26 protein-coding genes and 1 pseudogene are annotated in these 24,666 nt (G+C 67.9%); 8 read left to right on the forward strand and 19 right to left on the reverse strand.

What is annotated here, in order from left to right; translation table 11 throughout:
- Positions 1-69: 69 nt before the first annotated feature.
- A complete protein-coding gene (gene acpM, locus JK358_RS14875; protein ID WP_201947966.1) occupies positions 70-372 on the reverse strand; it encodes a meromycolate extension acyl carrier protein AcpM in 303 nt (100 codons plus the stop codon).
- An 81-nt stretch (positions 373-453) separates the two neighbouring features.
- On the opposite strand from acpM, the gene JK358_RS14880 reads away from it, so the two are divergent.
- The 3 genes from JK358_RS14880 (at position 454) to JK358_RS14890 (ending at position 3,659) form a co-directional block, all read left to right on the forward strand.
- Positions 454-1,386 (forward strand): MerR family transcriptional regulator, encoded by a 933-nt coding sequence (locus tag JK358_RS14880; protein WP_201947968.1) that lies wholly within the window; start codon positions 454-456, stop codon positions 1,384-1,386.
- A gap of 96 nt (positions 1,387-1,482) precedes the next feature.
- Positions 1,483-2,910 carry a serine hydrolase domain-containing protein gene (locus tag JK358_RS14885; RefSeq protein ID WP_201947970.1) on the forward strand — a complete coding sequence of 476 codons (1,428 nt, stop codon included), beginning with the start codon at positions 1,483-1,485 and terminating at the stop codon, positions 2,908-2,910.
- 38 nt (positions 2,911-2,948) lie between these two features.
- Positions 2,949-3,659, forward strand: coding sequence for a MerR family transcriptional regulator (locus JK358_RS14890; protein ID WP_201947973.1), 711 nt, complete (start codon positions 2,949-2,951; stop codon positions 3,657-3,659).
- A 15-nt stretch (positions 3,660-3,674) separates the two neighbouring features.
- On the opposite strand, the gene JK358_RS14895 is transcribed toward JK358_RS14890, so the two are convergent.
- Both JK358_RS14895 and JK358_RS14900 read right to left on the reverse strand, forming a co-directional pair.
- Positions 3,675-4,169 carry a DoxX family protein gene (locus tag JK358_RS14895; protein ID WP_201947975.1) on the reverse strand — a complete coding sequence of 165 codons (495 nt, stop codon included), beginning with the start codon at positions 4,167-4,169 and terminating at the stop codon, positions 3,675-3,677.
- An 11-nt stretch (positions 4,170-4,180) separates the two neighbouring features.
- Positions 4,181-4,471 (reverse strand): hypothetical protein, encoded by a 291-nt coding sequence (locus JK358_RS14900; RefSeq protein ID WP_201947977.1) that lies wholly within the window; start codon positions 4,469-4,471, stop codon positions 4,181-4,183.
- A gap of 166 nt (positions 4,472-4,637) precedes the next feature.
- Between JK358_RS14900 and JK358_RS14905 the strand changes: the two genes are divergently transcribed.
- Positions 4,638-5,243, forward strand: a complete 606-nt coding sequence (locus JK358_RS14905) for a response regulator transcription factor (RefSeq protein WP_201947979.1) — start codon at positions 4,638-4,640, stop codon at positions 5,241-5,243.
- Here the strand turns inward: JK358_RS14905 and JK358_RS14910 are convergent.
- Positions 5,130-5,723, reverse strand: coding sequence for a MerR family transcriptional regulator (locus tag JK358_RS14910; protein WP_307817523.1), 594 nt, complete (start codon positions 5,721-5,723; stop codon positions 5,130-5,132). The two genes, JK358_RS14905 and JK358_RS14910, sit on opposite strands and share 114 nt — an antisense overlap.
- Positions 5,724-5,778: 55 nt before the next feature.
- Between JK358_RS14910 and JK358_RS14915 the strand changes: the two genes are divergently transcribed.
- Positions 5,779-6,750 (forward strand): SDR family NAD(P)-dependent oxidoreductase, encoded by a 972-nt coding sequence (locus JK358_RS14915; protein WP_201947981.1) that lies wholly within the window; start codon positions 5,779-5,781, stop codon positions 6,748-6,750.
- A 260-nt stretch (positions 6,751-7,010) separates the two neighbouring features.
- On the opposite strand, the gene JK358_RS14920 is transcribed toward JK358_RS14915, so the two are convergent.
- The 9 genes and pseudogenes from JK358_RS14920 to hemL form a co-directional block, all read right to left on the reverse strand.
- Positions 7,011-7,343 carry a hypothetical protein gene (locus JK358_RS14920; protein WP_201947983.1) on the reverse strand — a complete coding sequence of 111 codons (333 nt, stop codon included), beginning with the start codon at positions 7,341-7,343 and terminating at the stop codon, positions 7,011-7,013.
- Positions 7,343-7,783 (reverse strand): annotated as a pseudogene (locus tag JK358_RS14925) (SMI1/KNR4 family protein); the annotation flags it as partial. The pseudogene JK358_RS14925 and the gene JK358_RS14920, both read right to left, overlap by 1 nt.
- Positions 7,784-7,900: 117 nt before the next feature.
- Positions 7,901-8,335 carry a YdeI/OmpD-associated family protein gene (locus tag JK358_RS14930; protein ID WP_201947986.1) on the reverse strand — a complete coding sequence of 145 codons (435 nt, stop codon included), beginning with the start codon at positions 8,333-8,335 and terminating at the stop codon, positions 7,901-7,903.
- A 196-nt stretch (positions 8,336-8,531) separates the two neighbouring features.
- Positions 8,532-9,512 carry a c-type cytochrome biogenesis protein CcsB gene (gene ccsB, locus JK358_RS14935; RefSeq protein ID WP_201947988.1) on the reverse strand — a complete coding sequence of 327 codons (981 nt, stop codon included), beginning with the start codon at positions 9,510-9,512 and terminating at the stop codon, positions 8,532-8,534.
- A gap of 2 nt (positions 9,513-9,514) precedes the next feature.
- Complete coding sequence (gene resB, locus JK358_RS14940) at positions 9,515-11,167, reverse strand: cytochrome c biogenesis protein ResB (RefSeq protein ID WP_201947990.1); 1,653 nt, start codon at positions 11,165-11,167, stop codon at positions 9,515-9,517.
- A gap of 1 nt (position 11,168) precedes the next feature.
- Positions 11,169-11,984, reverse strand: a complete 816-nt coding sequence (locus tag JK358_RS14945) for a cytochrome c biogenesis CcdA family protein (protein WP_372440665.1) — start codon at positions 11,982-11,984, stop codon at positions 11,169-11,171.
- Between the two features lie 8 nt (positions 11,985-11,992).
- The gene (locus tag JK358_RS14950) at positions 11,993-12,616 is read right to left on the reverse strand and encodes a TlpA disulfide reductase family protein (protein WP_201947995.1); all 624 of its coding nucleotides are present in this window, start codon (positions 12,614-12,616) and stop codon (positions 11,993-11,995) included.
- Positions 12,613-13,218, reverse strand: a complete 606-nt coding sequence (locus JK358_RS14955) for a histidine phosphatase family protein (RefSeq protein WP_201948393.1) — start codon at positions 13,216-13,218, stop codon at positions 12,613-12,615. The genes JK358_RS14950 and JK358_RS14955 overlap by 4 nt, the downstream gene beginning before the upstream one ends.
- Before the next feature lie 485 nt (positions 13,219-13,703).
- A complete protein-coding gene (gene hemL / locus JK358_RS14960) occupies positions 13,704-15,041 on the reverse strand; it encodes a glutamate-1-semialdehyde 2,1-aminomutase (RefSeq protein ID WP_201947998.1) in 1,338 nt (445 codons plus the stop codon).
- Positions 15,042-15,339: 298 nt separating this feature from the next.
- Here hemL and JK358_RS14965 point away from each other — a divergent pair, with 298 nt between their 5' ends.
- On the forward strand, positions 15,340-15,732 hold the full coding sequence (locus tag JK358_RS14965) for a hypothetical protein (protein WP_232851282.1): 393 nt from the start codon (positions 15,340-15,342) through the stop codon (positions 15,730-15,732).
- A 145-nt stretch (positions 15,733-15,877) separates the two neighbouring features.
- Here the strand turns inward: JK358_RS14965 and JK358_RS14970 are convergent, their stop codons facing one another.
- From JK358_RS14970 to hemB, 4 genes are all read right to left on the reverse strand, one after another.
- Positions 15,878-16,114 carry a hypothetical protein gene (locus tag JK358_RS14970; protein ID WP_201948001.1) on the reverse strand — a complete coding sequence of 79 codons (237 nt, stop codon included), beginning with the start codon at positions 16,112-16,114 and terminating at the stop codon, positions 15,878-15,880.
- Positions 16,114-16,617 (reverse strand): transport-regulating membrane protein Mce1N, encoded by a 504-nt coding sequence (mce1N, locus tag JK358_RS14975; RefSeq protein ID WP_201948004.1) that lies wholly within the window; start codon positions 16,615-16,617, stop codon positions 16,114-16,116. Before mce1N ends, JK358_RS14970 begins: the two co-directional genes overlap by 1 nt.
- A 274-nt stretch (positions 16,618-16,891) precedes the next feature.
- Positions 16,892-17,401 (reverse strand): hypothetical protein, encoded by a 510-nt coding sequence (locus JK358_RS14980; protein WP_201948006.1) that lies wholly within the window; start codon positions 17,399-17,401, stop codon positions 16,892-16,894.
- 34 nt (positions 17,402-17,435) lie between these two features.
- Positions 17,436-18,413 carry a porphobilinogen synthase gene (hemB, locus tag JK358_RS14985; RefSeq protein WP_201948008.1) on the reverse strand — a complete coding sequence of 326 codons (978 nt, stop codon included), beginning with the start codon at positions 18,411-18,413 and terminating at the stop codon, positions 17,436-17,438.
- Between the two features lie 188 nt (positions 18,414-18,601).
- On the opposite strand from hemB, the gene JK358_RS14990 reads away from it, so the two are divergent.
- Positions 18,602-19,258: an RNA polymerase sigma factor gene (locus tag JK358_RS14990; RefSeq protein WP_201948011.1), complete on the forward strand. Its 657-nt coding sequence runs from the start codon at positions 18,602-18,604 to the stop codon at positions 19,256-19,258.
- Here the strand turns inward: JK358_RS14990 and JK358_RS14995 are convergent.
- Both JK358_RS14995 and JK358_RS40010 read right to left on the reverse strand, forming a co-directional pair.
- Positions 19,200-19,553, reverse strand: coding sequence for an ArsR/SmtB family transcription factor (locus JK358_RS14995; RefSeq protein WP_201948013.1), 354 nt, complete (start codon positions 19,551-19,553; stop codon positions 19,200-19,202). The genes JK358_RS14990 and JK358_RS14995 overlap by 59 nt on opposite strands.
- Before the next feature lie 204 nt (positions 19,554-19,757).
- Entirely contained in the window at positions 19,758-24,026 is a 4,269-nt protein-coding gene (locus JK358_RS40010) for a serine protease (RefSeq protein WP_201948015.1), read from the reverse strand.
- Between the two features lie 166 nt (positions 24,027-24,192).
- On the opposite strand from JK358_RS40010, the gene JK358_RS15005 reads away from it, so the two are divergent.
- Entirely contained in the window at positions 24,193-24,660 is a 468-nt protein-coding gene (locus JK358_RS15005) for an RNA polymerase sigma factor (RefSeq protein ID WP_201948017.1), read from the forward strand.
- Positions 24,661-24,666: the final 6 nt, after the last annotated feature.

Below are 24,666 nucleotides of genomic sequence, written 5' to 3' on the forward strand. Positions count from 1 at the left end.
ACCGAATCCCCCGCAATGAACAACCGATCAACGCCCGGTGCCGGCATCGAGGCTAGGATCATCGATCATTCACCCCTGCCTCTCCTTGATTTTCGCTTCCATCTCCGCGGCCAGCTTCGGCTGCGCGGCCTCCCATTTCTGGACATAAGCGACCGCATCACCGACCGTCCTCAGACTCGCCATGTCCTCATCCGGAACCGTCACGCCGTACTTGTCCTCCAACTGGACGGCGATCTCCACCAGTGACAGGGAATCGATCTCCAGGTCGTCGACGAAGTTCTTGTCGATCAGCACCTCAGCCGCGTCGATGCCGGTTACTTCCTCGACGATCTCCGCGATGCCGGCGACGATCTCATCCTGTGTGGTAGCCACGAATCACTCTCCTCGGTGTAATCACTTGTCCCCGACCGCCATTACGCTAGGAGCTCCAGTGGGGTGGAGGTTCTACAGGTTGTGACGGACGACACACGATCGAGCGGGCTGGTGAGCATCGGGGAATTGGCGCGCAGCACCGGGATCGCGGTGCGCACGATCCGGTTCTATTGCGACGAAGGCATTCTGGAATCGCAGCGCAGCGCGGGCGGGCATCGCATGTTCGATGCCGGTGGCGCTACGGAGCGACTGCTGCTGGTGCGCCGGATGCGGGCACTCGGGCTGGGGCTGAATGCGATCACCGAGGTATTGCACGGAGAACGGTCCGTGGCCGAGGCGGCCGACGCCGAAAGTGCCCGGCTCGACATCGAATTCAGGTCGATGGCCTGGCGTCGGGCAGCGCTGCGAGCGGTCGGGGCCGCGACTCCGGCACAGCGGGCGGCACGGCTCGCCCTGCTGGCCGACGTAGAGAACGGCGAAACGGCCTATGACTGTCTCGTGCAGTTCTGGCGGCACATCCTCAGCCCCATCTCCGGCCGTGACGTCAGCGCGTGGCTCTGCGGAAACGTCCCCGAGCCGCCCGCCGACCCCACCGTGGATCAGGTCGTCGCCTACGCCGAACTGACCGCTCTCGCCACCACTCCCGGCATGACAACCACTGTCCGGCAACAACTCTGGCGAACACAGCCGCACCTGGTCGGCGATCCCCAAGACCTGTTCGACCGCATGAGCGACCTCATGACGGACGTGGCAGCCCTGGTATCCGGCGGCATCGAACCCCGCAGCGGCAGCGAACTGGACCGCTTCGTCGACGCGCACGCCCGCGCCCAGGGCGAGCGCGACACTCCCGACTTCCGTCAGCGGCTGCTCACCGACGCCACCGACAGCGACCCGCGAATCCACCGATACTGGAGCCTGACTGAACAACTCCTCGGCACCCGCCTCATCGTGGGTCCCGTCCACAATTGGCTGTACGAGGCGCTGGCGCGCGCCGAGCCGACTACCGCGCGTTGACGGAGCAGGCCACCGCCACCCTCCGGGATGCGATCCCATGTATTCGAAAACTTCGGCTTGACCTTTCCCCAAGGGCAAGGTTTCACGATGGTGCGCATGAACGAGAACACACTCGGTACAGCGGTCGCGGGCCAGCTCAGCGAGCAAATTGCCGCCTACTGCGACGCGAATGCCATCCCCGGTTTCGTAGCGGGGGTCTACCACTCCGGAGAGCAGATCGTCGTTGCGCACGGCACGGCCAATGTGACCACCGGCGCGGCCATGGGCGCGGACACCGGATTCCTTTTCGGATCGGTCACCAAGGTGCTGACCACCACCATGGTGCTGCAGCAGGTCGAGCGCGGGTTGCTGGATCTGGATGCGCCGGTGGTGAAGTACCTGCCCGACTTCGCGTTGAACGTGCCCGGCGCGGCGGACAAGATCCTGGTGCGGCATCTGATCTCGCATACCAATGGCATCGACGCGGACCTGTACTTTCCGGATGCCGAGGGCCGCGATGCCGTGCGACGTTACGTCGAGGGGCTGGCGACCGCGGGCGGAACGCTGTTCGAACCCGGTGAGCAGGTCAGCTACTCCAACGGCGGCATGATCGTCGCGGGCCGGTTGCTGGAAGTGGTTACCGGGCTGCCCTTTTCGGAGCTGATCGACCGCGAGATCTATCAGCCCGTGGGTATGACGGATTCCAGCACCTCAGCCGAACAGGCCATCCTGCGCAGCACCGCCATCGGGCATTTCCCGAACCCGGAGACCATGGTGGCCGAGCCCACGCGCATGTTCACGCTGCCCCAGACCTGGGGGCCGGCCGGTGGCACACCCATCGGCACCGTCGCCGATCTTCTCACCTTCGGGCGCACCCATCTCGCGGGCGGTGTGTCGCCGTCGGGAACCCGGGTGTTCTCGGCGGAATCCGCCGCGCTCATGCAGCGGGTCTCGGGCGATATGGTCTCGCCGAACGTCCCGCCGATGGGTTTGGGCTGGGTGCGCTATCCCTTCGGTGACACGACCGTGCTGGCCATGTCCGGCGCCTCGCCGGGCGGCGTCTCCATTCTGTGCGTCGTGCCCGAATTCGACCTGGTATTCACCGCTTTCGGCAATACGCCCGGTGCGGTCATGCTGCAGGACCAGCTGTTGCAGTGGTTGCTGCGCGAGCATCTCGGCGTCGAGATCCCCACGCTGATAACGGAATCGGCGGCGGACTTCGACCTGACCCCGTACGCGGGCACCTACCGCTCCGATCAGCTGCGCATCGATATCAGCGTCGTCGACGGGACGCTCGAGGAGCGCACCGCCTATGAACCGGCGGACGCCGCGCAAGGGGCGATCTTCACCGCGTTCGCCGGGGGCGTCACCGCCGCACCTCCGCAGCGCTATGTGCCGATCCGGCCCGGCCTGTTCGCGCCCGAGGGCTACCCGCTGGAACTGTTCGACGGATACCTGCGCCTGCTGCTGGTGTCCTTCCACGACATCCGGGACGGCCGGGCGACCTTCCGCAACGGCGGCGGGCGTCTCACCCGCCGGGTGTAGTCGATTCGCGGTGCCGCGGCGGTGAAAGGATATCGGGCATGATCACGATCGGCCGGCTCGCGGACTACGCCGGGGTGACCATCAAGGCCATTCGCCACTATCACGAGCGCGGGCTGCTCCCGGAGCCGGAGCGCGACGCCTCCGGCTATCGCCGCTACACCGCGCAGGCCGCCATCGATCTGGTCAAGATCAGGACTCTGGCCACCGCGGGCGTCCCCCTGGCTCAGGTCAAGGAACTCCTCGACACCGACCCGGATACGCTCGCGGCGGCCCTCGCCGAGATCGATCGCGAACTGTGTGAACGCATCTCGGAGCTGCGCCGGACCCGCGGGCAACTCGCCCAGATACAGGGCGGCGAAAGGCTTTTCGTCTCCGCCGAGGTCGCCGACTATCTGGAGCGGTTGCGTGAGCTCGGCATCAGCGAGCGTCATATCCGGTTGGAACGCGACGGCTGGATCCTGCTGCAGACCGCGTCGCCGGAGGATGCCGCCGAGTGGATCGCCGAAAAGCTCACGCTCATCGCCGATCCCGAATTCCGCGCCATCTGCCTCGACCATGACGCGGCCTACGACTGGTCGCCGGACGACCCGCGGCTGCGGGCCCTCGCCGACCGGGTGCGGAACTGGCATGCGAACCGGCCCGTCCCCGGTGCGCCGCGCCACCCGAGCCTCGCGCGGTTCGTTGCCCGATCCCAGGCCGGTGCCTCGTCGCCGGGCTGGGACCGGTTGGTCGAACTGCTGCGCGGCTGAGGCTGCGGCGGTCCGTCAGCCGCGGGTGAGTCTCGCGAGCACCGGGATTCTCGACAGCGGCCCGGGATCGCGGCGGGCCGGGGCCCGAAGCGTCCACGAGGCCAGGGTGAAGGCCGTGAAGAACAGCGGGCCCATCCATTTGGCGGCGGGGTCGCCGACAGCCAGATGCGAGGCGGCCGCGCCTGCGTAGACGAATACCAGTCCGGCGTAAGCCCATTCCTTCAGCCGGGGAAAGCGGGGCACCAGGAGCGCGGCGACCGCGAGCAGCTTCGCGACACCGAGGATGGTGGCGAAGTACATGGGATATTCGAGGACGGCGAAGGTGTCTACGACGTATTGCGTGCGGGCGAGATCCCAGTACGCACCGACCACGGATTCGGTGAGGACGATACCCGAGGTCACCGCGTAGATGCCGAATCGTATTCGGGACGACCAGGTTTCACCCACGAGCGAGTTGATCAGGGCGCCCCTGCGCGCGGTGGCGGGCGGGGTGATTGTTTGCGCGTTCATATCCGGAGCTCTCAGCGTTCGTCGACGATTTCGCCGGTTTCGACGGTGGCGTCCGCCGTGAGCCCCATGGTGGCGTCCACCAGCGGGAAGCCCTGCGAGGCATTGATCGCGGTGAGCAGCTGTTCGGCGGTATCCCAGCGCCAGGTGTCGGTGTATCTGCCGTCCTCGAGACGGGTGAGGCGGGTTTCGGTCAATCCCGGGTTGGCGCTTCGGATTCCGTCGATCAGGATGGCGCGTTTGGCCAGCAGCTCATCGAGCTGCCCGGCTTCGACGCGGTAACGGTGGATACGGATTACGGGCATGAGGACTCCTATCTATCGGAAGACACTGTCGTGTCGACGACGAAAAGCCTCACACCGCAAGACAATTGCCGGTAGTGCGCTGGACACCGATCGCAGGTGCACGATTACCGGCCGGGATGTGCGGTCCGCATCCCCGCTTCTCCGACGCGACAAGGAACGACATCACATGATCAGGGTGCTGATTGCCGAGGATATGCGCCTACTACGCGAAACCTTGGTCACTTCACTGGAGTTGGAGAACGACCTCCAGGTCGTCGCCGCACTCGACAACGGCGACTCCATCGCGACCACAGCAATCGCCCAACAAGCCGACGTCGCCCTGCTCGACATCAACCTGCCCGGAACCGACGGACTGACCGCCGCCGCCACCCTGCGCGAGCGCCACCCGAACTGCCGAATACTCATCCTCACCACCCTGGCCACCCCCGCTCACCTACGGCGTGCCCTGCACATCGGCGTATCCGGCTACCTGCTCAAAGACACCCCCAGCCGAGAACTCGTCCGCGCGGTACGCACCGTCGCCTCCGGCGGACAGGTCCTCGACCCCGGCCTCGCCATGACCGCCCTGCGCACCCCACCCAACCCACTCACCACACGCGAAGCCCAGGTACTGCGCTGCTACGCCGAAGGCGCCGACCCCAAAGAAATCGCCATACACCTACACCTCTCCCACGGAACAGTCCGCAACTACCTCGCCGCCGCCGTCACCAAACTCCAGGCCCGCAATCGCATCGACGCCGTCCGCCTCGCCACCAGCTCCGGCTGGCTGTGACCGGCCCCGAGATCCGAATAAGCCTCCAGACACTCGACGGTCGACCGCACGCTCGGTGTTCGTTGGATCCCAAAGCCCGTCTGCTTCCCCGCGGGCGAGGTGGTCGGCGTAGACGCCAACCTTCCAGGTGATGACGGTGCGGCAGTCCTCGAGGGCTTTGATCTGAGAATCGACGCGCTGCCGATGGGTGTCGAGTAGTTGCAGGCGTTCGGCCTCGTTGCCCGGCCCCTGCCGTACCAGTTCGGCGAATCGTTTGAGATCGGCCAGGGGCATACCGGATTCCCGGAGTTTGACGCAGATCGACAGCCAATCGACGTCGCGACCGGTGTAGCGGCGCCGTCCGCCGCTGGTGCGCTGCACCGGTCCGACCAGCAGACCTTCCCGCTCGTACAAACGCAGCGTGTGCACACTCAGCCCGGTCCGCGCGGCCACTTCCCCGATACTCAGCGAGTTCTGTTCATCCGGTGCGGTCGTCGTCACACCGTACAGATTACGACTTGATCTAGACCTCGCTCTAGATCGTAGTGTCGGGGCCATGCGCATCATCGATCAGCAGCCCCTCGCTTCACCCTTTTCCGCTACCAGCACCGCCGAAGACGTCATGGCCGGCCTCGACCTGTCCGGTAGGACGGCTGTCGTGACCGGGGGCTATTCCGGACTCGGCCTCGAAACAACCCGCTGCCTGGCCGCCGCGGGTGCACAGGTCATCGTTCCCGCACGCCGGCCCGACGTCGCCCGCACCGCGCTCGCGGATGTGCAAGGCTGCCAGATCATTTCGCTGGATCTGGCCGACTTCGCGAGTGTGCGGACCGCCGCCACCCACATCAAGGACTCCTTCGACAGGCTCGACCTGCTGATGGGGATCGCGGGTGTCATGGCCACCCCGGAAACCCGCGTAGGCCCTGGCTGGGAAGGCCAGTTCGCCATCAATCACCTCGGGCATTTCCTGCTCGCCTGCGAGCTCTACCCGCTGCTGGCCGCGGCCGACGGCGCGCGTGTGGTGGTCAACAGCTCCGCCGGACATGCACTGACCGACATCCGCTGGCAGGACCCGCACTTCCGCACCGGCTACGACAAATGGCTGGCCTACGGACAGGCCAAGACCGCCAACATCCTGTTCGCGATCCACCTCGACGCACTCGGCCACGACGACGGTGTGCGGGCGTTCGCCCTGCACCCAGGCAAGATCATCACCGGTCTCCAGCGCGAGATGACCTTGCAGGAGCAGATAGACCGCGGATGGGTAGACGAACACGGAACCGTGATCGGCGCGGATTTCAAAACGCCCTCCCAGGGTGCCGCCACCGGCCTGTGGGCAGCCACGTCCCCACTCCTGCATGACAAAGGCGGGCTGTACCTCGAAGACTGTGACATCGCGCGTGTCGCCGACCCCGACCAGCACATGGACAACGGTGGCGTTCGTGAATACGCTATCGATCCCGAAGCGGCCGCCCGACTGTGGGACCTGTCCCTCGCGGCGACAGGTTCCCAACCCGTTCCTCGATAAGGACAGCGAGATACGGAGCTGACCGCCACGGCAGAACCATCCGGAAGCTCAGCGCTGGGCGAATACCCATGTGCAACAACGAAACTACTGCGGACGATCGTCCTGCATTCGGGATGAGGGTGCGTCTGGCCGAGCCAGATCGGCTCAGCCCGTTGACCTTCGGCCTGCCCGCGCTGGCCGGTTCGGTCAGCGTGACCAGCGGCAGAACAGGATGTTTCGACGCTGCACAGGAGAGGCCCCGGCGGGAGCCCAGCATGGCATCAGTCGGCAGGAGCTATCTGGTCGGCGCGAGCGCTGAAGAACACGATGGTCGCGCCGGTGTCCGCGTCGGTGTAGTCGAGTTCGAACCCACCGTCAGGGTAGAGGTCGAGGATGAAGCACGTCGCGCCATGCGGTACGCCAAGATCCTCGAAGTCGCCGGTGGTGACCACAACGCGATCGAACTGGCTAAACACGATGCCCCTCACGTTGGTAGCAATCCGGTCGAGTCGGAGTCTAAGAACAGCGAACTGCCACGAATGCCCTGACACGTTCATCGGCAGATCAGTACGTTCGGTCGGCCGGGGCTTGGCCGACTCGGTCCGCGCGACCACTAGCTTTGCCGAATGACTTCCTGCCAGTGGTTGATCTGGTGCTGCAGGTAGTGGGTGAAGGTTGGCCAGCGGTCGATTCCGGCTGAACTGAAGGCGAAGATCGGCCCGGGTGTGGCAGTGCCGTAAGGGGATCCGACGATGGCGGCTGTGTAGAACACGTCTTCGGTCGCTTCGATGGGGATGAGGAGTTCGGCTGGAGGATGGGGTTGGTTCCATGCCTTTTCGCCGCCGTCCTGCAGGAAGATGTGTAGTCCTTCGAAGACCGTCGACCATGTGGCCCGTGATCCGTCGAAGATGACCTTGTCGGTGACCATCTCGTGGGTGCCGAGCAGAGACTGGTAGCGGTCCCAGCGCGGCCGGCCGTCGGCACGGCTGAGGAACTGTCGATACTGAGGGTCGAGATGAAGCCCAAGTCTCTGTTCGGCTGCGGCAAGCGCGCTCTCGTCAGCACCCGGGGACTCCGGTCAGCAATGACCACGAAGTAAGCGCCCCTCGCGCAGTATGCATTTTCTTGGCTACCAGCCAAGAAAATGCATAGTTCTGGGGTGTCTGCGGATTCAGCCGCGCAGGGTGGTGATGGCCTTTTCGATGCGGCGCTGCCGTGTTTCAGGCTTCTTCGCGCTCTCGATGGCGTGGACGTGTTCGCGTTTGCGGCTGTAGGCGAGGTTGTCGTAGGCGGCGCGGGCGACGGGGTCGGCGTCCAGGGCTGCGGTGAAGTCGGGGGGTTCTACGATGACGCGCGGCTCGGTGTCCAGTTCGAGGTCGACTTCGATCCTTTCGCCGATCTCGACACCTGCGGCCTGCCGGTTGGCGTTGCTGAGGCCGAGCAGGTAGCGGCCGCGCATGAGGGCGACGCGGCTCTTCCAGGTATGCCCGTTGATCGTGATCGTTACCGGCGGGCGGGCGCCTTCGCCGAGCGCTTCGACCACTTCGGGTGGAACCTCCAGGCCGCGCATGGGCTCGGGGGGTTCGACGAGAGTCCGGAACTTCATGATCGTTCTCCTCCGTTTTCCATGCTCATAACGCTAGACACGCGCCGCCGCGGTGACATCCGTGGCGACCACGGAGCGAACCACTGAGATTCGCGCTACCGCGGGGCGCATGATTCGTACAAGCTCCGGAACGGTGGTTGACAGCATGAACGCCCCGGCCTGGGCGACCGGGGCGTTCGGCTGTTCGGGGGCGCGGTTAGTTCAGGCCCGCGTAGCTGTGCAGGCCGCTGACCACGATGTTGATGATGAAGAGGTTGAAGAGCATGGCGGTGAAGCCGGCGATGTTGATCCAGGCGGCTTTGGTGTCGCGCCAGCCGGAGGTGGCTCGGGCGTGGAGGTAGGCGGCGTAGACGACCCAGGTGATGAAGGAGACGGTTTCCTTCGGGTCCCAGCCCCAGAAGCGGCCCCAGGCGGCTTCGGCCCAGATGGCGCCGAGGATTACGCCTGCGCCGAAGAGGGGGAAGCCGACGATGGTGGTTTTGTAGGCGAGGCGGTCGAGGGTGCGGGCGTCGGGGAGGCGGCGGGCCAGGGCGCCGAGGAGGTTCGAGGATTCTTCGCCTGCGGGCTGGCGGAGGCGGAGGAGGAACAGGATGCTGGCTACGCCGGAGAGGAGGAAGATGCCGGAGCCGATGCTGACGATCGTTACGTGGATGGGGAGCCAGAACGATTTGAGGGCGGGGACTACCGGGGCCGCTTCGGCGTAGAGGACCTGGCCTGCCAGGAACATCAGGATGAGGACGGGGGCCAGGAGGAAGACCCACATGGCGCGGTAGCGGCGGTCGTACATGAAGACGAGGCCCGTGACCACGCCCGCGGCGGTGGCCATGGTGATGAACTCGTACATGTTGCCGAGGGGGAAGCGGTGGGTTGCGAAGCCGCGCAACACGATCGAGGCCAGGTGCAGGCCGATGCCGACGAAGAGGACGGCGAAGGCCATGTTGCCGAGGCGCTCCGGGAGGGGGCGCGGGGGGCGGGATTCGAGTTTGCCGACCTCGACTTTGCCTACGGCGGGCGGGGTTTCGATGCCGCCCGCGGCTACCAGTTCGCGTTCTTCGGATTTGGTTTTGCCCTTGGCGGAGTACTGGATGATGAGCATGGCCAGCACCAGGGTGTAGACGATCCACGCCGTTTTGAAGGCGAGGTTGCTGTAACCGGCGAGGGTTTCGTCGATCGGCATGTTCATTCTCCCGTGCGATCGGTGGTGGCCGAAGGCTTGTCCTTGTCCAGCAGGCGTTTCCGGAGCCGGTCGAATTCGCCGCCCCAACCGGCCTGGTCGGTGCGGGCCAGTCCGCCCATTTCTACTACGGTACGTCGTTGTTCGCCAGGGGTGGGGTCCGGGTAGACGCGCAGCCAGATGCGGCGGCGCTTCACCAGCAGGGACACCAGCAGGCCCGCCATCATGGTGAGGGCGCTGACCAGTACCCAGCCCTGTGCGGGGTCGTGCGAGACCTGCACGTTCACGAACTCCTCGGCACCGTCGAAAGTGACCTTGGTGCCGTCGGAGAGCGAAACCGATTCGCCGGGCTTCAGGTTGACGCGCTGTTCCTTCGTCAGACGACCCTGCTTGATCATCTCCGGGTCCAGGGTGAACAGCGACTGCGCGCGGCCGGTATCCAAACCGGTTTCACCACGGTAGATGTCCACCGCCACCATCGGATCCGTCAAAGTCGGGAACGCGGAGGTGAGCAGTGAGCCGTGCAGCAGCGCGGTCGGCGCGAACAGGCCCTGGATGGCGATCTGGTTCTTGCGACGATCCGTCTCGTTCGGGTACATGCCGCCCGGCGGATCGATGCGCAGCACACCGGAGGACAGGAAGGTGGTGGCATCGTCGGGCCGCCACTGGATGGCCTCGGTACGGGTCTGCCCGTTCGGGAAGGTCACCGTGAACTTCGGCGCGAAACCATGACCCTGCAGGTAGAGCCGGTCCCCCGCCACCCGCAGCGGATGATTCACCTTGATGGTGGTGGCCCGCCAGGTGTTCGTGTTCAGGTCGTCCCCGGCCTGATATTCGATATCCGAGGTGAACATCTCGGCCTGACCGTTCGGCAGATAATCGGCCTTGAAGTTCTTGACGCGGATGCACATCGGCGTCAAACCCGTGCCGTCGATGACATTGCCCGCCCGGAACGAGTCGAACACCGCGGGCGAGGTCGTGCAGAAACCCGGGCCGTCGTTCGCGATCACGACCACATTGCCCTCGTACCCGAACAGCTTGCCGATCGCGATGGCCGCCAGCAGCGCCACCAGCGCCAGGTGGAAGACGATATTGCCGAGCTCTCGGGTGTAGCCCTTCTCCGCGGACAGCGTCAGCTCGCCCTCGCGAGAACCGGGCAGCACCAGCGTCTTCCAGCCGCGCAGCTCCTTGCGCGCCCGGTCGACCACTTCGTCCGGCGTCTCGCTGTCCGCGCCCGAATAGTTGTAGGGCAGCCGGGACAGATTGCGCGGCGCCTTCACCGGCTGCGTCCGCATCGCCTGATAGTGATCCCACACGCGCGGCAGGATGCACCCCACCAGCGACACGAACAGCAGCACGTAGATCGCCGTGAACCAGAAGCTGGAGAACACGTCGAACAGTTCGAGCCGGTCCATCCACGGACCCAGCGTGGGCCGATCCGCGATGTAGGACTTCACCTTCGCCTCGTTCAGGCTGCGCTGCGGCAGCAGCGCGCCCGGAATCGCGGCCAGCGCCAACAGGAACAGCAGCATGAGCGCGGTGCGCATGGAGGTGAGTCCGCGCCAGGTGTTGCGCAGCAACGCGAACGCGCGCCGCGGCAGCGACTGACGCGGCGGACGGGACGGGGCGGGGGCGGGGGTTTCAGCGGTCACGGTCATGTCAGATAGGGAGGGTCACATTCGAGACGAAGGCGTCACGGACCCAGGAGACGAACTGGTCCCAGGCCCCGGTCACCAGGGCGAAACCGACGAGCACCAGCAGGATGCCGCCGATCACCTGGATGGTGCGGGAATTACGGCGCAGCCAGCCGACACCGCGCAGCGCGGACGCCGAACCGAACGCCAGGATCACGAACGGCAGGCCCAGGCCGAGACAGTAGGCCACGATGAGGGCGACACCGCGCGCGGCGGTGGTGCCCTCGGTGCCCGCGGAGACGGAGATGACACCGGACAGGGTCGGGCCGAGGCACGGCGTCCAGCCGAGCGCGAACACCGCACCCAGCAGGGGCGCGCCGAGCACGCCGCTCAACCGCTTCGGCTCCATGCGGGTGTCGCGCTGCAGCGCCGGGATGAGGCCGATGAACGCCAGCCCCATGATGATCGTGACCACGCCGCCGATGCGTTGCAGCAGTTCACGATTCAGATCCAGCATGCTGATCGCGCCGAACACGGACACCGACGCGAGCACGAACACCACGGTGAATCCGGCCACGAACAGGCCCGCCGCACCGGCCACCCGCAGTCGGCCGCTCTTCTCGGCAACCGCTGTGCGCCTGGCGGATTCGACGGTCACCGGCGGCGCTTCCGCACCGACCACACCCGCCAGATACGACAGGTAACCCGGCACCAGCGGCACCACGCACGGCGACGCGAACGACACCAGCCCGGCCAGTACGCACGCGCCCAGGGCGAGCAGCAGCGGGCCGGTGGCCGCCGTCTGCTGGAACGACTCCCCCACGCCCGCAAGCACTGTCACGCCGGCGCTCACTCCTGACCCTCTCGCACGAGATCGTCGATGGTGGGCTGCAGATCCTCGGCGAGCAGCGAACGCAGGAACACCGCCGCCACCCGATGCTGCCGATCCAGCACGATGGTGGTGGGGATGACGCTGGTCGGGAACTTGCCGCCGAGCGCGAGCAGGCTGCGCATGGACGGGTCGTAGATGGACGGGTAGCCGACCTTGTTGTCGGTGACGAAATCCTGCGCCTTGTCCTTCTGGTTGTCGCGCACGTTGATACCGAGGAAGGCGACGCCCTTGTCCCGGTTGGCCTCGTAAACCTTTTCCAGCGCAGGGGCTTCCGCGCGGCAGGGGCCGCACCACTGGCCCCACAGGTTGATGACGACGATCTGACCCGCGAAGTCGGTGACGGAGGTGGTCTTATCGTCCGTCATGAGATCGGGGCCCGACAGCTTGCCGATGGTGCCGCGCGCGGACGGCGGATCGTAGAAGATATCGGTCTTGCCGCCGGGCGAGACGAAATCGAAGGTGCCACCCTGGGCCACCGCGTCCTTGCCCGCGGTGGAGCAACCGGCGAGCACCAGGCAGATGCTCGCCAGTGCAACCACCGCCCGGATCGGACCCGGCAGTGACGCGATGGCCCGTCTCATGCTCCGGTCACCATGGGATCGGTCGCGCCCGCGGGTTCGGAGTAGACAATGTCGATCAACGTATCGCCCTGGTAGACAAGGGAAGTCAGGGAGGCGAGAGAGCACTGCCGCTGCCGCGGGTCATGCCACAGGCGCTGACCCTGCAGGAAACGGCGCAGCGTCCACACCGGCAGCTGATGCGACACCAGCACGGCCTCGCGGCCCGCGGCCTCCACGCGCGCCTTGTTCACGGCGGCGAGCATGCGGTGCGCGATCTGCAGGTACGGCTCGCCCCAGGACGGGGTGAACGGGTCGCGCAGCTTCCACCAGTGCCGGGGCTTGCGCAGTGCGCCGTCGCCGACGGACACGCGCAGACCCTCGAAGGTGTTGCCCGCCTCGATGAGATTGTCGTCGGTGCGGATGACCAGACCGTGCTGTCCCGCAACGGGTTCCGCGGTTTCCTGCGCGCGCTGCAGCGGCGAGGCCACCACCAGCGCGATATCGTGATCGGCCAGCGAGCGCGCCACGGCGGCGGCCTGCGACCGTCCGGTCACCGACAGCTGGAAGCCGGGCAGGCGGCCGTACAGGATCCCCTTCGGGTTGTGCACCTCCCCGTGCCGCATGACGTGCACGATGGTCTCGACATCCGAGGCCACGTCGCCCGGAATGATCACGTTCGACGAACCGGTGGCTTCGGCCACGGCCTCCTCCACGGTGCCGGACACGAACGCGAAGTCGACCCGCTCGACACCGGCGGCCTCGGCGGAATCAGACTCGGCCGCAGCGGGATCGGCGTCCGAGTTCGCAGATCCGATCGAAACAGCCTCGGCGACAACATCTTCCGCAGCGAGCAGCTCGGCGGCGTCGACATCGGGCGAAACAGCCTCGGCGGCAGCGTCTTCCGCGCCCTCCGAGATCGGCTCGGCTGCGGCGCTGCCGGACTCACCCCGGACAGGCGCGGCGGAGTCGGCTGCGGGAGCGGCGGTTTCGGTCTCGGCGGCCTGGTCCTCGGTCTGGCGGATGGCGGCCAGCAGGCGGGCGGCATCCTCCTGGGAGAGGGGGGCCTGGGCTTGGGCGGGCGGGGTTAGGGAGGTATCGGGGTTGGAGGTCACGCGGCGGATCCTTCAGGGGTGGCGGCCGCCGCGGCGCGGGCGGCGGCGGGGAGGGCGGCGGCGATGCGGTCGAATGCGTTCTCGTCCAGGGCCGCGGAGACGAACCATGCCTCGAAGGCGCTCGGCGGGGCGTAGACGCCGTGGTCGAGCAGCGCGTGGAAGAAGGCGGGGAAACGCCAGGTCTGGGCGGCCTTGGCGGTGGCGTAGTCGGTGACCGGGCTCTCGGCGAAGAACACGCTCACCATATTGCCCGCGAATTGCACCTGGTGCGGGACGCCTTCCGCCGAGAGGGCCTCGGTGAAGAGCGCGCCGAGGCGCTTGGCATTGCGGTCGAGGGCCGCGTAGACCTCCGCGTCGGCGGCCTTCAGCGTGGCCAGGCCCGCCGCGACGGCGACCGGATTACCGGACAGGGTGCCCGCCTGATAGACCGGGCCGAGCGGGGCCAGATGGTTCATGATGTCGGCGCGACCACCGAAGGCCGCGGCGGGCAGGCCGCCGGACATGACCTTGCCGAAGGTGTAGAGATCGCCCGCGACGCCGTCGATGCCGTACCAGCCCGAGGCGCTCACCCGGAATCCGGTCATGACCTCATCCATGATGAGCAGTGCGCCGTGCTTGCGGGTCAGCTCGCGCAGGCCCTCGTTGAAGCCGGGCAGCGGCGCGACCGCGCCCATATTGCCCGCGGCCGCCTCGGTGATGACGCAGGCGATCTCACCCGGGTACGCGGTGAAGGTGTCCGCGACGGCCCGCAGATCGTTGTAGGGCAGCACGATGGTGTCGGCCGCCTGCGCGCCGGTGACGCCGGGCGAGGTGGGCAGGCCGAGCGTGGCGACACCGGAGCCGGCGTCGGCCAGCAGCGCGTCCACGTGCCCGTGGTAGCAGCCGCTGAATTTGATGATCTTGGAGTTGCCGGTGAAACCGCGTGCCAGGCGGACCGCGCTCATGGTCGCCTCGGTGCCGGAGTTCACCAGCCGCACCCGCTCGACCGGCTCGACCCGCGCCGCGATGGCCTCGGCCAGCAGGATCTCCGCCTCGGTCGGCGCGCCGAAGGACAGGCCGCCGGTGGCCGCCCGCTGCACGGCTTCGACCACCGCGGGGTGCGCGTGGCCCAGGATCATGGGCCCCCACGAACACACCAGGTCGACGTAGTCGTTGCCGTCGGCGTCGGTCAGTGTGTACCCGCGTGCGGAGGCGATGAACCGCGGGGTTCCGCCCACGGAATTGAACGCCCGCACCGGTGAATTCACGCCTCCGGGAATGACACCGGCGGCGCGTTCGAAGAGTTGGGCCGAGACCGGCACCGAAGCCTGGCTCGCACGCGGAGAAGAACTCACGGCACCCAGTGTCGCACGTGCCTAATTTGCCCTCCGCTTCGCTCCGGGCGGTTCGCGGCCCTGTAACCCCGATTCTTCCCTCCTCCGCTCCTCCGCTTCGCTCCCCCGCTCCGTCAGTCCAGAATCGGGGGCGGGCCGCGAACATACAGGTGCAGCCATCCGCAGACCCGCATCTGTGAAATTGATTCGCTCGCCAGGCAACACGCCCGCACGCGAATCGGCCGATCTTGGTCGCTGAAAGGTTGCTTGTGAGTAATCTCTCGGCCCAAGGAAGCGGCATCGGCGAGAGGGCGGGACGTTGCGGGTCAGGCGGTTCGGCGCGGGGATCATCATGGTCGCGGCGGGTGCGGCGGCAGTGTGTGCGGCAGCCGGGGAGGCGGTGGCGGGTGCGCCCATCGCGCAACCGGATCAGGGGCGGGTCGGCATGCACCTGTCGCCGGAGGAGACCCGGGCGGTGGCGAGCGGGCCGGTCCCGGCGATCGTCACCATGTTCGTGCCGTTGAATCGGATGGGCGCGGGCCTGCACCCGGAGACCGAGATCTACCGGGACGAGAAGGGCGGCGTGCACGCGTCGCTGCGGCAGGTGGTGATGGAGGCCGCCGAGCATCCCGGTGGCAGCGTCATCGTGTACGTGAATGCGCCCGGCACCCGCGGTGGACGAGTGCTGGATATTTACCAGAGCTGGGACTGACGGCTCGGCTCAGGACAGCGGCAGACCTAGGCAGAACAGCGCCCACCCTGTGCTGAACAGGCAATTCAATTGGGGTGGGAGCAGATCCAGCCCGGATGTCGAGACCTCACTGGTTCGCATCATGCGCCCATTGTCCGCCGGTTGATCAGTGCGCGCGGCGGAACGCGCGAGTAACCAGATCGATCAGCAACAGCCCGGCGATGATCACCGTGCCGGCGGACAGCGCCAGCCACGGCCCCGAATACCGGACCGCCTCGAATCCCGGTGCGTCGCCGACCGGTTGGAACCAGGTGTGCTGAATGCCATTGCGCCAGCACCACACCGCCGCCACCGTCAGCAGCGTGGCGAGCATGAATTCGACGAGCACGGCGAGCCATCGCATCACCGCGCCTCCTTCGCCTCGTCACCGGTCGCCGGTTCCAATGCCGCGGACAATTCCGCCCGCAGCGTCCGATGGTCCCGGGCCCACGCCTGCACCAGATCGCCGTTCTTCAACTTCAGCCCGATGCCCTTGCGCCGCCGCGGCACTCCGGTGAGCTCACCGAGGGCGCGCGCCGACTCCCAATCCTCATCATCCCAGGATTCTTCGTCGACTTCGGGCAGCACGGCGGCGATATTGCTCAGCGGCACCACCTCGGTGCCCTGTCGCAGCTGCTCGGGCGTCAATTCGACGCTGATGTGACGTTTGCCGGCCAGTACCTGCAACCAGACGAATCCGGCGAGCAGGGCGGCGCAGAAGACGAGCCCGAACCAGTGGACGGCGCCACCGCGCACGACCTCCAGAATCAGGATGATCGCGCACAGCGCGGGGCCGTAGGCGATGGTGCGCCAGCGCGCGCCAGGTTCGGAAAACAGCACGGCCGTGGGGGTCTGGGCCGCACTCATAGGCCATGCGCACAGGTCATGGGGCTCAGCCGACGAGACCCGGAATCAACAGCACGGCGAGGGTGAGCAGTCCGAACAGAAACAGCAGACTCAACACCAGCACATCTCGCCGAAGGCTGTGCGGCTGCTGGATCACCACTCGCATCGTTGCCTCCGCTCTCCCGGAAGCAAACCGACCATGGCACAACGCATGACGAACGACTTCCGGTTCCCGAAATCCCTGTGACAACCCTCACCATACCCGTTAGTACGTCCGTAACAAACTCGGGAGTACTCATCGTGCTACCGGACGGAAGTACGCGTCGGAATCCTTTCGGAAGCAAAGGAATACGGCTCCGGCCGCCAGCACGCCCTGCACGATTCCGGCGCAGCTCGCCACCAGCGACGCGGCCCCGGGCGCTTCGTCGCCACCCATGAAGAACGTGCCCACCGCGCCCAGCACGAAGAACAGCGCCAAACCGGTGAGCAGCGCACGCGCCCAGTTCTTTCCGCGCCCGAGCTGATAGACGATGGCCGCGCCGACACCGGTCAGGATCAGCCAGAAGAATCCGACCAGTCCGAAGACGATCGGCACCCACATCTCCACCTGCGCCAGCGTGATCGTGGGCTGACTGTCCTTCATCTCGTCGAACATCTGCTGCGCCAGCTCACGCCGCCGCCCGAGCTGGGACAGCAGACCCGCCACCACCTGCACCACCCCGACCGCCAGCGCGGCATACCAGAGCTGACAGGCGGTGCGGACGTCATCGGGCGGCGCGGGGCGCGGCGCCACCGGGGGAACCATCGGATTCACGATCGTCGATACTCGTTCGCTCACTTCACGACAGCCAGTGCGAGGCCTCGGTGGCCCAGTAGGTCAGCACCATATCCGCGCCCGCGCGGCGAATACCCATGAGCGACTCCAGGATCGCGCCACGACGGTCGATCCAGCCGTTCTGCGCGGCGGCGGTGATCATCGCGTACTCACCCGAGATCTGATAGGCCGCCACCGGAACCGTCGAACGATCCGCGACCTCACGCAGGATGTCGAGGTAGGACATGGCCGGTTTCACCATCACGATGTCCGCGCCCTCGGCCAGATCCAGCTCCAGCTCCCGGATCGCCTCGCGGCGGTTCGCCGGATCCTGCTGATAGCTGCGCCGGTCGCCCTCCAGGGAAGAGGCCACGGCCTCCCGGAACGGGCCGTAGAAGGCCGAGGCGTACTTGGCGGCGTAGGCCAGGATGCCGGTGTCGGTGTAACCCGCCGCATCCAGGCCCGCGCGGATCGCGCCGACCTGACCGTCCATCATGCCGCTGGTGCCGAGCAGGTCGGCGCCCGTTTCGGCCTGCGCGACCGCCATATCCACGTAGCGGCGCAGGGTGGCGTCGTTGTCGACCGCGCCCGCGTCGTTCAGCACGCCGCAGTGGCCGTGCGAGGTGAATTCGTCGAGACAGGTATCGGCCATGACGACGGTGGAACCGCCGACCTCCTGCACGAGGGCGCGCAGACCGCGGTTCAGGATGCCGTCCGGATCGGAGGCCTGACTGCCGTCCGCGTCCTTGTCCTCGGCGCGCGGGACGCCGAACAGCATGAGACCGCCGACGCCCGCCGCCACGGCTTCCACCGCGGCCTTGCGCAGCGAATCCATCGAATGCTGGTAAACGCCTGGCATGGAAGAGATTTCACGCGGCTCGTCGAGGCCGTCGGCGACGAACATGGGGAGCACCAACTGCCGCGGCTGGAGCGTGGTTTCGGCTACCAGACGACGCATGGCGGGAGTACGGCGCAACCGCCGTGGGCGGTCCATTCCGGTCATACGGCTGAGTTTAATTGCCTCCGCTTCGCTGCGGCCGTCCGCGGCCCTGTAACCCGATTCTTCCCTCCTCCGCTTCGCTCCCCCGCTCCGTCGGTCCAGAACCGGGCGGGCCGCGAACCCGCGTGCGGGCCTCCCAACTGTCGTACGCTGCACAACAGCGACACTGGTGGACTGCGCGAGGTAGGGGTATGCGACCGGACCAGGACCCGGCCGAAACGGCACTCGGCGAACTGCTGGGCACGATCCTGCGCGACTGCGCGCACGACCCGCTGCTGCTCATCGCCTCGACGGGCAGCGCCCTGGTGCGGGTCGCGCGGACGCGAGCGTCGGGCGCGGGCGACGTATTCGACGAAATCCTCGTCGAGGCCTACGAATCCGAGCGGGACAAGCTCATCGGATGGGCGATCATCCAGGTCGGGGATCGCGCGGACGCCGAGGACATCGTGCAGACCGCGCTCATGCGCACCTACGCCGCACGGCCCGAGATCAGCGACACCGCCGCCATGGTCGGCTACCTGTGGACCGCCACCCGCAACCTGGTGCGCGACCGCTGGCGGCGCAACGCCGCCGACCGCGGCCGCGTCGAACCCGACGGCGAGGAACACATCACCCGGCTCGCCGACCGCACCGGAATCCCGTTCGACGACCTCGTCACCCTGCGCCACCTGCTCATCGACGCCCTCGGGCAACTGCCCCCGCGCGAACGCGAAGCCGTGGTCCTGCACACCTACGCGGGCAACACCTATGCGCAGACCGCCGAGCTGATGGGCCTGGCGGCGGGAACCGTCAAAGCGTACGTGGCGGGTGCGCTGGCCAAGGTGCGCGCGAATCTCCAGGCCGCCTGATCGCGGGATGCCGGGCGTGGGACTGCTCGCCCGCCACCCGCTGTGCGGGCTGCTCCAAACCCAGCAGGGCGATACCCAGCGGCGTCAGGTGATGGCGGACCTGATTGCGGGCGCGGACGCTGATCACCAGACCCGCGCGGCGCAGGACGGCGGCGTGCTCGCTCGCCGAGGACGGGGAGACACCCAGGCGCAGTGCGACTTCCGTAGTGCTGCCGCCATCGGCGATGGCCTCCAGTACAGCGGCGCGGGTCGCGCCGAGCAGGGCGGACAGGTCACGACTGACCAGGTTGCTCATGGGGCCTCCTCGGCTCGGTGCAGTGGCGCGCGCCGTACCCCTCCGACGGCGCGCACCGTCTGCATGAGGAAGGACTCCGGTGCGGGCGGAAAGGTTGGGTCGAATTTCCGGGAACGGCGGATGCGGCGGACCCTTCTTTCCGGGGCAACCCTTTCCGGGGCAGTCACTTCCGGGGCACGTGAACGCGACGGGGCGCGGGTGCGCTCACGAACACGGCGGCGTGTCCTCCGCGCCGGGCGGCAGCAGCGCGCGCTCGGCGGCCGTGAAATCGCGGGCGCTGACCGCACACAGGCGATCCAGGATGCGCTCGCGATCCAGGTTCAGGCTGAGCAGGCCGTTGTCGGTGATCAGGTAGAAGGTGTCACCGACCCGGTTCACCTGCGGACGAGCGCGCGCGGCCGGCATCTTCGCGTTCACCAGGATGCCGTACTCGCCGTCCATGATCTGCACCTTGCCGTTCTCCCAGCCCGCCACCAGCAGGCCGTTGTGCAGCAGTTCCAGATACGGGGCCCACGGCACCGAGATGGCGACCGGTTCGATGCTGCCCGTCGCCGTATTCCAGCGTTCGACGCGCCTGCGCTCGGTCCAGACGAACACGGTCGGAATGTCGGTGGATTTGAACACGCCCTCCAGCCAGCCGGTGGCACTGCTGGCCATCACCCGCACCCGCGCACCGGAATCGCTGTCCCACACCGTGATCGCGCGACGCGTCACGATCAGGATCTCGCCGGGCACCGTGCCGTTGGCGACGCCGAAACCCAATTCGGCGATGGAACGCAGCTCCGCGGCATCCCGCCAGATCTGCTGCGGCGCGCCGATCGCGGTGGCGGAGGCGGTATTCCAGCGGGTCACGTAGCCCGCGTGCAGGACCACCACCTCACCGTCGCGGGTCGCGATCACCGAACTCGGGGCGTTCTTCGACCGGCCCCCTTGATATTCCGCCGGGACCGGCAGTGGTTGCACACCGGCGGGGCGCAGGTCGGGAAGCGAATAGAAGTGCAGCTCATGCGAATCCAGGGCCACGGCCAGATACCTGTCGTCGGCGGTGACGGCCAGGGCGGCGTTCTCGGTCGCGGCCGGCCATGCCACCGCCACGGAGGCGGTCTGCCGGACCTGCGGGATCACCTCACGTAATTCCAATCGCTTGGTACTCGAATGGAATTCGGCGACCCAGCGGGCATTGTCACTCCACGTCATATCGGCGGGCACGGCCCCGAACTCGGTGAGCGCGGCCATGCGGGCGGCGGGCGCGTGCCGCGTGAGATCGTTCGCGCCGACCACGAACAGCACCGGGCCGTCCGGGCCGGGGCGCACCAGATAGCCGGGCCTGCCGGTGCTCTGATAACGCGCCTGCACCTTGTAGCGGTGCTGGGTGACCGTGTCCACCAGGTGGATCAGCTGGAACAGCGTGCCCTCCGGCATATACGAGATCACCAGGTAGCGGCCGGTCTCGTCCCGGTCCACCTCGGCGCCGCTCGGCACGTCCAGACAGCCCGCGCCGACACCGAGGGTCTTCCGCTCGTCGCTCTCCCGAACCAGGACCGTGCCGATCATCTCGTCGCCGCAACCGGTGATGATGCCGCGCACCTCGTCCCCCGCCCCCGGGGTCACCACCGCGCCGTCCACCGCCCGGCGCTCGTAGCGCTGCTCGCCGCGCGCGTCGACGATATGGAACCACGCCTCCGAACTACTCGAATCCACCTGCAGCGGAAGCAGATCCGCGGGAGACCCGGCCGAGTGCCCGCCGACGCGGACCGGCGGATCGGCGGCCGTGTCGAAGATCTCCACCGCATCCGCGTCACCCACCTCCGCGAGCACACGCTTGGCATTGTCGACCGGCAGCGGAGAGCGCCGCAGATCTCGCGAAACCACAAGGCGCGCACCATCGGTGGAGAATTTCGCGGACACCGCCGTGGGCGGGATCTGCGCGACCTCCGTGGCGGCGACGCCCGCACCGCCGTGCGAATCCACCGCGTCGGTCGCACCGTTCGAATCCACGGCGCCGCTCGATCCACTCGCGGTGATCGCCGCGTCCGCATGCACCCGGTACGGGCCGGTGCGCCGCACCAGATCCCAGACCTCCACTCCCCCGAGACTGTTCACCGTCGCGAGCTTGCCGCCGTTGCCACTCATGGTGAGCGACACCGCGTTCCGGATCGGCAGCTGCCAGGAATCGGTACCGCCGTCGAGCAATCCGGGCCAGACGGTGACGGTGCCGTCGCTGTCACCGGTGACCACCACCGAGCCCGCCTCGTCCGCGGCCACCAACCGGATATCGCGGCCCAGACCGGAGCGCACCGAGGTGGCCGAGGCCAGCCGCAACTGCTGAACCAGCAGTGCGGATTCGACTTTCGGGTCATCGGGGGCCAGCCGCGCCGCCGCCTGCGCGAGCTGCAATGCCTGACCGGGCTGCGATTCCGCCAGTTGCAGTGACTGTTCCGCGAGGGCCGCCCCGGCGAGCGACCGCAACGCCTCGGCTCGCTGCGCGCTCGTCCGATAGGCGAGCACGGCCGTCCCCGCCGCCACCAGACCCACCACCGCCAGCACCGCCGTGACCACCCGCCACCGGCGGACCTCCCGCCGCCGCACGCCTGCCCCCGCGGCGATGTAGTGCCGCAACGGATCCGGGATATCCTCCGGCCGCCGCGCGACCCACTCCTCCGCAGCCGACAGCGCGCTGCCGCGCAACAGCCCGCCGTCGTCACCCAGCTGCGACTCCCAGCTCCGGCGTTCCCGTTCGGTGCGGCGCTGCCAGGCCAGGAAGTCCCGATCGTGCTCGAGCCACTCCCGCAGCCGCGGCCAGTTCTCGATGAGCGACTGGTGCGCGAGCTCCACCACATCGGCGTCGTCCGCGCCCCGGCCGGTCACCACCAGTCGCTCGCGCGCCAGCTGCCCTGCCACCGTTCGCAATTCGGGCAGATCCCGCATGGAGACGGGCACCCGCACGAACCCGTCCCCACGCGGCGCCGCCAGCATGGTCAGCAGCCGCCGCACCGCACGTTGGTCCGGACCCGGCGGCGGACCCCCGTCCCGCGACGGCTCCCGATCGGGCGCCGACTCGCCAGGGGGTGGCGCGGACAGCTGCCGGGGCGCGGGCGGGAACAGACCGTAGACACGTTCGGCGCGGCGGGCGATGGATCCCGCCGCGCGGCCCACGCGTTCGTAGTCGGCGAGCGTGAGACGGCCGCCTTCGCGGTGCTCCCACAGCTCGGTGAGGACCGATTCGAGCAGCGGCAGGCCGCCGGGCTCGCCGACGGTGTCGTCGATGAGGCGTTCCACCAGATCGTCGTCGAGGTCGACGCCGGGGGCATGGGTGGCGGGGCCGCGAATGGCCTGGCGCAGCTGGTCGCGGCCCATGGGTGCGAGGGTCACGGTGGACCGGTCGAGCACCGCGGCGAGGTCGTCGTCGGCCAGTGCTTCCATGACGTCCCAGCGCAGGGTCAGCAGCACATGTACCGCCGGGTCCGCGGCACGATCCAGCAGGGCGCGCAAGCGATCTCGCGCCACCTCGGGGGCGGTAGCGACCAGCTCCTCGAACTGATCCGCCACCAGCAGCGTCTTCTCACCCGGCGCGAGGTCGGGCACCTCCCAATTCGCCTCGGCGGAAAGGTATTCGACGCGGACACCGTCGGCCCGCGATCGCGCGGCGATGCCCGCCATGACCAGTGAGGACTTGCCGATGCCGGAACGGCCCACCACCGCCGCGATCGGACGCTCCCGCAGGGCCTCCAGCACCCGGTCGATATCCGCGGCACGCCCGTAGAAGAACCGGGAATCGTTCTCGCCGAAGGGCTCCAGGCCGCGATACGGGTTTGGCAGCAACTCCGGTTCGATGCCGAGCACCTCGTTCACCGGGATCATGAACGCGGTCCGGGTGAGCCGCCGCCGATCGGCCGCCACCGCCATACCCACCACCGCCGCACTGCCGGTATCCCATACCGGCGACCCGCTGAAACCGCCGGTGATGGGCTGTCCCCCACTCGCCCCGTGCAATTGCAGCCAGCCCGAACCCTGCGCGGCCCGGAACTCACCCCACACCCACACCCCGTCCGCCAGCTCGGAGGGGAATCCGATAGCGCGGAACTCCCGCCCCCACGGCCTTTCCGCACGCCACAGCGGCGGCGGCGCGAGCACTCCGGCTTCCTCGTCCGCCACCGCCAGCAGTGCGATATCGCCGCGCCCGTCCGCGCGCACGGGCTCCCATCGATGCACTCGCGCCACCATTCGCGGCGCGCCCGCCACCATGGGGAAATCCACCATCACCGTGGTGCCGACACCGCCCGCGTCCAGCGTGGCGCCGATACCCGCACTGCCGACACGGCCCGCGCCCACCGCCGCCTCGATCACGTGCGCACATGTGGCGATGCGCCCCGCCCCGATCACGAATCCCGCCCCGACCGGCGAACCGGCCCCATCCAACACCCGCGCCACCGCAGCCTCGAGCCGCCCGGCACCGGGAAAAACCCCAGACATAAGGGACAGCCTCGCAGGTCACCCGCCACCGTGCGACCGAAAGCTCCCCGGAGCAGCAGCCGGAACCCGCTTCGGATCAGGCCGAAACTGCGCGCAGCCCCGGCCACCCGGCACCTAGCGTCGATCGCACCACACGCCCGTGGCAACGAAAGCGTAGGAACCGGGGATGCGCGAAGAATTCGTTCCGGCGGCCGATGGCGGAGATGTCCTGCGCACCACGGCATTCGAAGCCCTCCTGGGCGAGGTGCTGCGCGCATGCGCCCGCGACCCCCGCCTGCTGCTGGGTAGCACCGACAGCGACGCGACACCCGGCCTCGCCGCACCCGACCGCGAATCCGGCCGTGCCGCACCCGACCGCGAATCCGGCCTCGCCGCACCCGACCGCGAAGAGCGCCTCGCCCTGCTCGCCGCCCGGGCCGGTCTGCCCGCCGGCGATCCGATCGCCCTACGCCGCTTGGTGATAGCCGCCCTCGGGCAACTCCCCCGGCGCGAGCGGGAAGCTCTCGTCCTGTGCACCTACGAGGGAAATACCTATGCCGAGACCGCGGAACTCATGGGTTCGGCGGCCGGAACCGTGATGACGTACGTGCGCAGCGCGCTCCGGCGGATTCGGAACACCGTGGCCACAGCGTGAATTCAC

It is taken from the genome of Nocardia acididurans (assembly GCF_016741815.1).
Taxonomy (GTDB): Bacteria; Actinomycetota; Actinomycetes; order Mycobacteriales; family Mycobacteriaceae; genus Nocardia; species Nocardia acididurans.

Excerpts from the sequence above, each read along its gene's own strand:
- JK358_RS14885 (WP_201947970.1), top strand. The coding sequence starts at position 1,483 with ATGAACGAGAACACACTCGGTACAGCGGTCGCGGGCCAGCTCAGCGAG.
- JK358_RS14890 (WP_201947973.1), top strand. The coding sequence starts at position 2,949 with ATGATCACGATCGGCCGGCTCGCGGACTACGCCGGGGTGACCATCAAG.
- JK358_RS14895 (WP_201947975.1), bottom strand. The coding sequence starts at position 4,169 with ATGAACGCGCAAACAATCACCCCGCCCGCCACCGCGCGCAGGGGCGCC.
- JK358_RS14900 (WP_201947977.1), bottom strand. The coding sequence starts at position 4,471 with ATGCCCGTAATCCGTATCCACCGTTACCGCGTCGAAGCCGGGCAGCTC.
- JK358_RS14905 (WP_201947979.1), top strand. The coding sequence starts at position 4,638 with ATGATCAGGGTGCTGATTGCCGAGGATATGCGCCTACTACGCGAAACC.
- JK358_RS14915 (WP_201947981.1), top strand. The coding sequence starts at position 5,779 with ATGCGCATCATCGATCAGCAGCCCCTCGCTTCACCCTTTTCCGCTACC.
- JK358_RS14930 (WP_201947986.1), bottom strand. The coding sequence starts at position 8,335 with ATGAAGTTCCGGACTCTCGTCGAACCCCCCGAGCCCATGCGCGGCCTG.
- ccsB (WP_201947988.1), bottom strand. The coding sequence starts at position 9,512 with ATGCCGATCGACGAAACCCTCGCCGGTTACAGCAACCTCGCCTTCAAA.
- resB (WP_201947990.1), bottom strand. The coding sequence starts at position 11,167 with ATGACCGTGACCGCTGAAACCCCCGCCCCCGCCCCGTCCCGTCCGCCG.
- JK358_RS14950 (WP_201947995.1), bottom strand. The coding sequence starts at position 12,616 with ATGAGACGGGCCATCGCGTCACTGCCGGGTCCGATCCGGGCGGTGGTT.
- JK358_RS14955 (WP_201948393.1), bottom strand. The coding sequence starts at position 13,218 with ATGCGGCACGGGGAGGTGCACAACCCGAAGGGGATCCTGTACGGCCGC.
- JK358_RS14970 (WP_201948001.1), bottom strand. The coding sequence starts at position 16,114 with ATGCGATGGCTCGCCGTGCTCGTCGAATTCATGCTCGCCACGCTGCTG.
- mce1N (WP_201948004.1), bottom strand. The coding sequence starts at position 16,617 with ATGAGTGCGGCCCAGACCCCCACGGCCGTGCTGTTTTCCGAACCTGGC.
- JK358_RS14980 (WP_201948006.1), bottom strand. The coding sequence starts at position 17,401 with ATGGTTCCCCCGGTGGCGCCGCGCCCCGCGCCGCCCGATGACGTCCGC.
- hemB (WP_201948008.1), bottom strand. The coding sequence starts at position 18,413 with ATGACCGGAATGGACCGCCCACGGCGGTTGCGCCGTACTCCCGCCATG.
- JK358_RS14990 (WP_201948011.1), top strand. The coding sequence starts at position 18,602 with ATGCGACCGGACCAGGACCCGGCCGAAACGGCACTCGGCGAACTGCTG.
- JK358_RS14995 (WP_201948013.1), bottom strand. The coding sequence starts at position 19,553 with ATGAGCAACCTGGTCAGTCGTGACCTGTCCGCCCTGCTCGGCGCGACC.
- JK358_RS40010 (WP_201948015.1), bottom strand. The coding sequence starts at position 24,026 with ATGTCTGGGGTTTTTCCCGGTGCCGGGCGGCTCGAGGCTGCGGTGGCG.
- JK358_RS15005 (WP_201948017.1), top strand. The coding sequence starts at position 24,193 with ATGCGCGAAGAATTCGTTCCGGCGGCCGATGGCGGAGATGTCCTGCGC.